At 75.7% G+C, this 7,762-nt stretch carries 8 protein-coding genes; 5 read left to right on the top strand and 3 right to left on the bottom strand.

Going from position 1 to position 7,762, the window contains the following annotated elements; translation table 11 throughout:
- Both G5C62_RS06990 and G5C62_RS06985 read left to right on the top strand, forming a co-directional pair.
- Positions 1–1,158 (top strand): transglutaminase family protein (locus G5C62_RS06990; protein ID WP_277424760.1); only part of this gene is annotated, 1,158 nt, incomplete at its 5' end.
- A gap of 76 nt (positions 1,159–1,234) precedes the next feature.
- Positions 1,235–2,191, top strand: coding sequence for a ribose-phosphate pyrophosphokinase (locus tag G5C62_RS06985; RefSeq protein ID WP_164700439.1), 957 nt, complete (start codon positions 1,235–1,237; stop codon positions 2,189–2,191).
- Positions 2,192–2,266: 75 nt separating this feature from the next.
- On the opposite strand, the gene G5C62_RS06980 is transcribed toward G5C62_RS06985, so the two are convergent.
- From G5C62_RS06980 to G5C62_RS06970, 3 genes are all read right to left on the bottom strand, one after another.
- Positions 2,267–2,701 (bottom strand): DUF3040 domain-containing protein, encoded by a 435-nt coding sequence (locus G5C62_RS06980; protein ID WP_241175752.1) that lies wholly within the window; start codon positions 2,699–2,701, stop codon positions 2,267–2,269.
- Positions 2,702–2,841: 140 nt separating this feature from the next.
- Positions 2,842–4,080: a DNA polymerase IV gene (locus tag G5C62_RS06975; protein WP_164700438.1), complete on the bottom strand. Its 1,239-nt coding sequence runs from the start codon at positions 4,078–4,080 to the stop codon at positions 2,842–2,844.
- 104 nt (positions 4,081–4,184) lie between these two features.
- Positions 4,185–4,901, bottom strand: coding sequence for a permease (locus tag G5C62_RS06970; protein WP_164700437.1), 717 nt, complete (start codon positions 4,899–4,901; stop codon positions 4,185–4,187).
- A gap of 194 nt (positions 4,902–5,095) precedes the next feature.
- Here G5C62_RS06970 and G5C62_RS06965 point away from each other — a divergent pair, with 194 nt between their 5' ends.
- Genes G5C62_RS06965 through G5C62_RS06955 form a run of 3 tightly spaced genes read left to right on the top strand, consistent with a single transcriptional unit; the run spans position 5,096 to position 7,735 of the window.
- Positions 5,096–5,410: a BatC protein gene (locus G5C62_RS06965; RefSeq protein WP_241175751.1), complete on the top strand. Its 315-nt coding sequence runs from the start codon at positions 5,096–5,098 to the stop codon at positions 5,408–5,410.
- Between the two features lie 2 nt (positions 5,411–5,412).
- Positions 5,413–6,777 carry a cupin domain-containing protein gene (locus G5C62_RS06960; protein WP_164700436.1) on the top strand — a complete coding sequence of 455 codons (1,365 nt, stop codon included), beginning with the start codon at positions 5,413–5,415 and terminating at the stop codon, positions 6,775–6,777.
- Positions 6,755–7,735, top strand: coding sequence for a sucrase ferredoxin (locus G5C62_RS06955; protein ID WP_241175750.1), 981 nt, complete (start codon positions 6,755–6,757; stop codon positions 7,733–7,735). The genes G5C62_RS06960 and G5C62_RS06955 overlap by 23 nt, the downstream gene beginning before the upstream one ends.
- Positions 7,736–7,762 lie beyond the last annotated feature (27 nt).

Raw genomic sequence — 7,762 nt, 5'->3', positions numbered from 1 at the left:
ACCACCGGGGGGCTGGCCTACCGGTTCACCGCCCAGCAGCCGCGGCCGAGCACGGCGGAGCTGGCCGCCGCGCCGCTGGCCCCGGGCGACCCCCTCGTGGAGCGCTACACGGCGCTGCCCGAGCTCGACCCCGCCGTCACCGCCCTGGCCGACCAGCTCACCGACCCGGCACAGTCGCCCTACGAGCGGGTCCGGGCCGTGCTCGGGCTGTTCACCGACCCGGCCAACGGCTTCGCCTACAGCCTCTCCACCAGCCAGGGCACCACCGGTGACGACCTCGCCGACTTCCTCCGGCTCAAGCGCGGCTACTGCGAGCAGTACGCCGGGGCGATGGCCGTGCTGGTCCGGGCAGCGGGGGTGCCGGCCCGGGTGGTGCTGGGCTACACGCCCGGCCAGGTCGGCGAGGACGGCGACCGGGTGGTCACCACCGACGACGCGCACGCCTGGGTCGAGGCCTGGTTCGCCGGCATCGGCTGGATCCCCTTCGACCCCACCCCGATCGCCGCCGACCGCGCCGTGGAGCTCCCCTGGGCGCCCCGCACCGACACGGTCGACGACGACAGCCCGGACACGGCCACACCGGACGTCGGCGCACCGCTGCCGGCAGCGCCGAGCGCCGAGCTGGACCGCGACGACCAGTACGTGCCGCCGCTGGCGCCCCAGGCCGCACCGCAGCAGCAGCTCAGGCCGTGGCTGCTCGGGGCAGCGGGCACGCTGGTCGTGCTCGCCCTGACCGCGGTGCCGTTCGCCGTCCGCCGCAGTCAGCGCACCGCCCGACTGGCCGACGGACGGCCGGGCGCCCTGTGGGACGAGCTGCTGGCGACCACCACCGACCTGGGCGTCGAGCTGCCCGGCACGTCGACGGCACGCCAGCTGGCCCTCGAGTTGGCCCAGCGGCTCGCCGCCACCGACCCCGCCGCGGTCCCGGCGGTGCGGACCCTGGCGCTGGCTCAGGAGCGTTCGGTGTACGGCCCGCCGGCGGCCCGGCCCGGCCCGGACCCGACGCTGACCGAGGCGCTGACGACGGTGCGGCGGGCGTTGCTCCGGTCCTCCTCCCGCGGTCAGCGGATCCGGGCGGCGGTGTGGCCGGCCTCCACGCTCGCGACGGCCGCACGGTGGACGGCCGCCCGGGCCCCCCGCCGACCTCGCCCGGCCTGACCGCGGCGCCGGAGCTGGTTACGGTGGCCGGAGTCGGTGACGTCGTCACCGGCTCCCCCCAGCTGCGGAGTGCCCCTTGCGTGAGATCGCCGTCTTCGCCGGCAGTGCCCACCCCGAACTCGCCGCGGAGATGTGCGCCCAGCTGGGTGTGCCGCTGCAGCCGGTCCGGATGACCCGGTTCGCCAACGACTGCCTCGAGGTCCAGCTGCAGGCCAACTGTCGCGAACGCGACGTCTTCCTCGTGCAGCCGCTGGTGACCCCGGTGCAGGAGAACCTGGTCGAGCTGCTGCTGATGATCGACGCGGCCCGCGGCGCCTCGGCGGCCCGGATCACCGTGGTGATGCCGCACTACGCCTACGCGCGGTCGGACAAGAAGGACGCGCCCCGGATCTCCATCGGCGGCCGGCTGATCGCCGACCTCATGGTGGCCGCCGGGGCCAGCCGGGTGCTGGCCATGACGCTGCACTCCCCGCAGGTGCACGGCTTCTTCAGCGTGCCGGTCGATCACCTGCACGCCCTGCGGGAGCTGGCCGACCACTTCCGGGCCCTGGACCTCTCCCGCACCACCGTCGTCTCCCCCGACCTGGGCAACGCCAAGGAGGCCGCGGCCTTCGCCCGCCGGCTCGGGGTGCCGGTGGCGGCGGGCGCCAAGCAGCGGTACGCCGACGACCGGGTCAGCATCAGCGCCATCATCGGGGACGTCGCCGATCGCGACGTCATCGTGCTGGACGACGAGATCGCCAAGGGCAGCACCGTGCTGGAGCTCATCGACCGGCTGCGGGACGCCGGCGCCCGCACGATCCGGGTGGCCTGCACGCACGGTCTGTTCACCGCCGGTGCACTGGAGCGGATCGGCGCCCAGTCCGACGTCGTGGAGATCGTCTGCACCAACACCGTGCCGGTGCCGGCCGGGGCCTCGGAGAAGCTGACCGTGCTGTCGGTGGCCCCCGCCCTCGCCCAGGCCGTGCAGCGGATCCACGACGGGGAGTCGGTCAGCGCACTGTTCGACACGGCGGCGACCACCGAGGCCTGAACCGCCCGGAGAGGCCAGCAGCCGCCGTCCCGGACGGGACGGCGGCTGCTGGCTCAGCGGGTGGGCCGGCGCGCGCTACTGGTCGTAGCGGCGGCGGAAACGCTCCTCGAGGCGGCCCTTCAGCGGCTGGCGGCGCGGCTTGGCGCTGCTGCTGCCACCGCGGCCGCCGCCCGCCGGACGCCCGGGGCCCGAGCCGGAGTCGGTCGGCACGACGCCGGTCGCGGCCTTGTAGTTCAGGACCCCGAGGACGGCACCTCCGAAGGCCACCAGGAAGCCCAGCACGCCGACGATGACGTTGGGCAGGGCCACCCCGCCGACCACGACGGCCAGGCCGACGACCACCAGGACGGCGCCCAGTTGGAGCTTGCGGCGGGCCTTCTGCCGCCGGTCGCCGGTACGGACGGTCGAGGCGAACTTCGGATCGTCATCGACGAGGGCGCGCTCGATCTGCTCCAGCAGACGCTGCTCGTGCTCGGAGAGCGGCACGTCGACCTCCAGGTACAAGTGCAAGAAACCACCGGCGGCAGTCCGCCCGCGGTGACACCGAGGATACGAGCCGTTTGCGGCCTGCGAAAGGCGAGTCGCCGTCGACACTCCCGGCGATGCCCCGGCCGGCACCCCGCAGCGTCCCCGTCGGGCAGACGGCCAGCTCAGCGGGGCGTTCCCGGAGACGGGTCGCGCGCAACCGGACCGGTGCCCGGGACCTGCCGGCGACCGAGCAGGGTGGCCGGCCGGACGGCACCGGCCCCGAAGCGGCGGGCGGCCCGGTCGGCGGCCAGTTCGGCGTCCCGCCGGCCGTGCTCGCGAGCCCCCAGCTCGAGCTGCCGGGCGGTCGCCTCGGCCTCCACCAGCCCCTCGGCCCGCACCCCGACCAGCCGGATGCGCGCCCGGTCCAGCCCCAGGGCGTCGAAGAGCGTGCGGGCGGTGTCGTACAGCTCCTGGCCCACGTCGGTGGGGACCTTCAGCGTGCGGGAGCGGGTGATCGTGGTGAAGTCGGCGAAGCGGATCTTCACGGTCACCGTGCGGGCCAGGTGACCGGTCGAGCGCAGGCGCCCCGCCGTCCGCTCGGCCAGGTGCAGCAGCTCCCGGTGGATCACCTGCGGGTCGTCGACGTCGGTGCCGAAGGTCTCCTCGGCGCCGGTGGACCGGTCGGGCTCGTCGGGGACCACCCGCCGGGGGTCCCGCCCCCAGGCGAGCTCGTGCAGGTGGCTGCCGGCCGCCTGGCCCACCGCCCGCTGCAGGGTCCGTGCCGGCACGTGCGCCAGGTCGCCGACGGTCCGCAGACCCAGCCGGAGCAGCACCTCCTCGGTCTTGGGACCGACGCCCCACAGGGCGCCCACCGGCAGCGGGTGCAGGAAGTCCATGACCTCGGCCGGTGGCACGACCAGCAGCCCGTCGGGCTTGGCCCGGGTGGAGGCCAGCTTGGCCACGAACTTGCTGCCGGCCACCCCGACCGAGCAGGTGATCCCCTGCTCGTCGTAGACCCGGGCGCGGATGTACTCCCCGATCGCGACCGGGTCGCCCAGCCGGCGGCCGCTGCCGGAGACGTCGAGGAAGGCCTCGTCCAGGCTCAGCGGCTCGACCAGCGGGGTGAGGGAGCGGAACAGCGCCATCACCGACCGGGACACCTCGGCGTAGAGGTCGAGGTCGCCGGGGAGCACGGTCGCGGTCGGGCACAGGCGCAGAGCCCGGGAGGTCGGCATGGCGCTGTGCACCCCGTACCGGCGGGCCTCGTAGGTGGCCGAGGTGACGACCCCGCGGTTGCCCACCCCGCCGACGATGACCGGCGTGCCGGCCAGCTCGGGGTGCCGGCGCACCTCGACGCTGGCGAAGAAGGCGTCCATGTCGACGTGCAGCACCGTGCAGCCGGCAGCCCGGTCCCTGGTCACTGCACCCCCTGCGTCCCCGTGGGTCGAACAGGTGTTCGACCCACGGGGACGATAGCGGGTCAGGCGCGGGGACCGTGGTCGGTCCCGGTGCCTGTCGCGACGGATCAGCGGGTGGTGGTCACCCGGTCGTCCTCGGCGTCCTTCTTGGCCGGCCACATCTTGGCCCCGAGGACGCCACCGAGCGCCGACAGGATGATGCCCACGCCCATCACCAGGACGGCCCAGCTGGCGACCGACTGGGCGTTGTCCACGACCGGGGCGAGCTGCGCCGCGGGTGCGTTGCTGTTCTGCTGCAGCACACCGAGCTGGCCGATGGCGTCACCGACCGCGCCCAGGACCGCACCGCCGCCGAGCAGGCTGAGCACGAGGAACGTCGCCATGCCCAGCGCCCACACCAGGATGCCGTGCAGGATGCCGTCGCTGACCCCGCGCCAGATCGCCGAGGCCGCCGCGGTCAGCCCACCGAGGAAGAAGGCGCCCCACAGGATCGCCGTGCTGATCCAGTCGGCGTTGGAGCCGCCGGCGCCCTCGATGTCCCACCAGCCGAGGGCGAAGGTGATCAGGTTGAACAGGACGAAGGACGAGATGGCCACGAGCAGGCCCGCCCACACCGGCCCCCAGCGGACCCGGTCACGCCGCGGCGGGGCCACCGACACGTGCGTCGGCTCCTCGCGCCGGTCGACCTCGCGGACCATCGGCTCGGCCCGCACCTCCCGGGTCGCGCCGACGGTCGGCTCCGCCGTCACCTCCCGCGTCGCGTCGCTGCCCGGGGTGGTGGCACCCGAGGTGGTGGCATCTGTACGTGCACGACTCTCTGTCATGACCTGTCTCCTCTCGTGCGTCGTCTGAGGTGTTGCAGGCAGTGACATGCCCACTCACGATCACTCGCACCGGACACCCCGGATCGTGACCGGATCGTCATCTGGTGGCGCGGGAGCCGGGACGGGACGCCCGGTCCGGGCAGGTGTGGGCAGTCGATCATCGCGGTAGAACTGGTCCAGGTGGTCCCCGACCGGTGACCACGACCTCGACGATCGGAGGAGCCATGGCGCTCGACGACGACGACATGACCAGCACAGAGGGACCGGCCGACGGCGGTGCCGAGGGCACGCCGGGCCAGCACGACGGCGGTGCTGACGGTGGCGCCGACGGCGGCGCTGACGGTGGCGCCGACGGCGGCGCTGACGGTGGCGCCGACGGCGGCGCGGATGGCGGCGCGGACGGTGGCGCTGATGGCGGCGCCGACGGTGGCGCCGAGGGCCCGGCCGACTCGGGTGCCGGCGGCGGCACGCCCGGGCAGCACGACGGCGGCGCGGACGGCTCGGCCTGACGGTGTCCGACCCTGAACTGCCGGGCCGGGCGCCGTCCTCCACCGAGGACGGCGCCCGGTCCTGGGCCGGGGGCACCACCCGCCCCGCACTGCGCCGCTGCATCCGGGTGGAGCCGGAGGTGTTCGCCGCCGAGCACTGGTCCCGCTGGCCCCTGCTCTCCACCGCCGCAGAGCTCGGCGGCACGTTCACCGACCTGCTCGACCTGCCCGCGGTCGACGAGCTGCTGAGCACCCGCGGCCTGCGCACGCCGTTCCTGCGCATCGCCAAGGACGGTGCCGTCGTCGACACCAAGCGCTTCACCAGCCCCCAGGGCGCCGGCGCCGAGGTGGCCGACCAGGTCTCCTCCGACGCGGTGCTGCGGCTGTTCGCCGACGGGAGCACCGTCGTCCTGCAGGGCCTGCACCGGTTGTGGCCGCCGCTGATCGAGTTCGCCGGCCAGCTCGCCGCCGACCTCGGGCACCCCACGCAGGTCAACGCGTACATCACCCCGCCGTCCTCGCGCGGGTTCTCCCCGCACTACGACGTGCACGACGTGTTCGTGCTGCAGGTCGCCGGCGAGAAGCACTGGACGATCCACGAGCCGGTGCTCACCGACCCGCTGCGCACCCACCCGTGGACCGACCGCGCCGCCGAGGTCGCCGCCGCCGCGCAGCGCCCCCCGGTGATCGACGCGGTGCTGCGTCCCGGCGATGCCCTCTACCTCCCCCGCGGCTACCTGCACTCAGCGGTCGCGCTCGGGGAGATCAGCGCGCACCTGACCGTCGGCGTGCACTCGGTGACCCGCTGGGGCGCCGTGGAGTCCGCCCTGGACCTGGTGCGCACCCTGGCCGCCGAGGACCCCGCGCTGCGCGGCTCCCTGCCGCTCGGCGTCGACCTGGCCGACCCGTCGGCCACGACCGAGGACGTCGCCGCGGTGCTCTCCGGGCTGCAGCGCTGGCTCGGCGAGGTCGACCCGGCGGCCGTGGCCGACGCGCTGCGGGCCCGCACCTGGGCGCAGGTGCGGCCGGCCCCGGTGTCCCCGCTGGCCCAGTCCGGTGCGGTCGCGGCGCTGTCGGCCGACACCGTGCTGCAGGTGCGACCGCTGTTGCGCCTGCAGCTGCGCGACCCGGACGGCGGACGGGTGGCGCTGGTCGCCGGCCGCCGCACCCACGACCTGCCGGCCGACACCCACCCGGCCCTGGCCGCGCTGCTCGCCGCGGGCGAGCTGAAGGTCGGTGACCTGCCCGGGCTGGACGCCGCCGACCAGCTCACCCTGGCCCGCCGGCTGGTCACCGAGGCGATCGCGATCGTCCCGGACGCCCGCGCCGGGGCACCGGCAGCCGGCGCCGGGCACGATGGGGGCCGTGGCGACACCGGTGGGGCCTGAGCCGACCGGCCCGGTCCACCCCGACCCGGGGTCCCCCGCGCCCCGGTCGACCCCGGCCGGCCGGCTGGACCCGGCCCGCTGCTCGGTGCAGGCGCTGCTGCGCGGGGACTCCCCCGTCGCCACCGCACCACCGGCCCGTCGCTGGCTGCTGGTCGAGCAGCCCGGCCCGTGGGGGCGGGACGCCCTGCTGGAGTCCCGGTTCGACCGGCGGGTCGCCTCCCGGCTGGCGGCCCGGGCCCGCGAGCTGGGCATGCGGATCCAGCTGGTGCGCCGGCCCGGTGAGCGGCTGTCGGACGCCGGTCGCCGCTGGGCGGTCGCCGACACCACCCCGGGTCGGGAGACCGTCCGGTGGTCGACCCGGGCCGATGACGCCGAGCTGCTCCAGCTCCCCTGGGACGGCTCGATCGGCGAGCCGACGCAGGTGCCGACCTACCTGGTCTGCACGCACGGCGCGCACGACGTCTGCTGCGCCGTCCGCGGCCGGCCGCTGGCCCGGGCGCTGCCCGCCGCCGGGGCGGCCGCCGACGTCTGGGAGACCAGCCACCTCGGCGGTGACCGGTTCGCCGCCAACGTCGTCGTCCTGCCCTGGGGGCTGGTCTACGGGCAGGTGCCCGGGGACGGCCAGGTGCTGCTCGATGCGCATTCCGCCGGCCAGGTGGCCTGGGCGTTCCTGCGCGGGCGGGCCGGGCTCGCGCCGGCCGCCCAGGCGGCGCAGCACCACGCCCGCGGGGAGCTCGGCCTGTTCGGGGTGGGCGACCTGCCGCCGCGGCGGGTGCGCGGGTTGCCGTCGCCGGCGCCCGGGATCGAGCGGTTCGAGGTGACCCTGGCCGGGCCGGACGGCGACGTCGTGGTCAGCGTGGAGAGCCGGCTGTCCGCGGAGTCGCACCGGCTGACCTGCGCCGCCCCGCAGCCGGGCCACTGGCGCACCTGGCACCCGCTGGCCCTGCACCCGGCCTGAGGTCCACGGCGCTCAGCCCAGCCCACG

It is taken from the genome of Modestobacter sp. KNN46-3 (genome assembly GCF_011039295.1).
The sequence above is the reverse complement of the archived record's forward strand: the minus strand, read 5'-3'. Positions and strand labels throughout refer to the sequence as shown.

Excerpts from the sequence above, each read along its gene's own strand:
- G5C62_RS06970 (WP_164700437.1), bottom strand. The coding sequence starts at position 4,901 with ATGACAGAGAGTCGTGCACGTACAGATGCCACCACCTCGGGTGCCACC.